Source organism: Citrobacter sp. S46_ASV_140, from assembly GCF_018919545.1.
In the GTDB taxonomy this organism is placed as follows: domain Bacteria; phylum Pseudomonadota; class Gammaproteobacteria; order Enterobacterales; family Enterobacteriaceae; genus Citrobacter; species Citrobacter braakii.
This window is the reverse complement of sequence record NZ_JAHLRC010000277.1, coordinates 1-925: the sequence shown is the minus strand read 5'-3', so window position 1 is coordinate 925 and position 925 is coordinate 1. Positions and strand designations below refer to the sequence as shown.

Annotated in this window: 1 protein-coding gene; it reads right to left on the bottom strand. The window is 51.5% G+C overall.

Translation table 11 applies throughout. The features are described from left to right. Window positions 1–735, bottom strand: a 735-nt coding sequence (locus KQJ19_RS23750) for a dihydroxy-acid dehydratase (RefSeq protein ID WP_216404289.1), incomplete at its 3' end; no start/stop codon positions are given. Window positions 736–925 lie beyond the last annotated feature (190 nt).

Here is a 925-nt window from a genome sequence, read left to right as displayed (position 1 = left end):
TGAGGAGCCAGGCAGTTGCATACCCATAAACTCCACCACCATCTGGTTAGTGTTCGCCGTGCCGTAGAACGTACAGGTACCCGGAGCGTGATAAGACGCCGCTTCGGATTCAAGAAGCGCCATGCGATCGACTTTACCTTCAGCATACAGCTGACGGATACGCACTTTTTCTTTGTTCGCCAGACCGCTCGCCATCGGACCGGAAGGAATAAAGATTGACGGCAGATGACCAAATGACAGCGCAGCCATTACCAGGCCCGGGACAATTTTGTCGCACACGCCGAGGAACAACGCGCCGTCGAACATGTTGTGGGAAAGGCCCACTGCAGCAGACATCGCAATCACTTCACGACTCAGCAGCGAAAGCTCCATCCCATCCTGTCCCTGGGTCACACCGTCGCACATTGCAGGTACACCGCCAGCAACCTGGCCTACTGCATTGGCTTCATGCAGTGCTTTACGAATGATGGCCGGATAGTGTTCATACGGCTGATGCGCGGAAAGCATGTCGTTATAGGAGGTAATGATCGCGATATTGTTACGCAGCATGCTTTTCAGCGAGGCCTTATCGTCCGGCTGACACGCAGCAAAACCATGCGCCAGGTTACCGCATGCCAGTTGCGAGCGATGAACGGTAGTTGATTTCGCTTGTTCAATACGGGCGAGGTAGGCGGAACGTGTGTCACGAGAACGTTCGACGATACGTTGTGTTACGCGTAACAAATTCGGATTCATAGAGGCTCCTAAAATTTATCTGTCAGAGCGTTGGATCAACAATGTGTTTCAGTTGGGTAAAAATAGCTGAATCGCTTGTTGGCCGTAGCTCAGGGGCAAAATCGTTTCAGGCAGTGTAATAAAAAAAGCCCCGCGGGTGAATCCACGCGGAGCTTAAAAGTGCAAAAATTATTCTACAATCTGTGTTAGA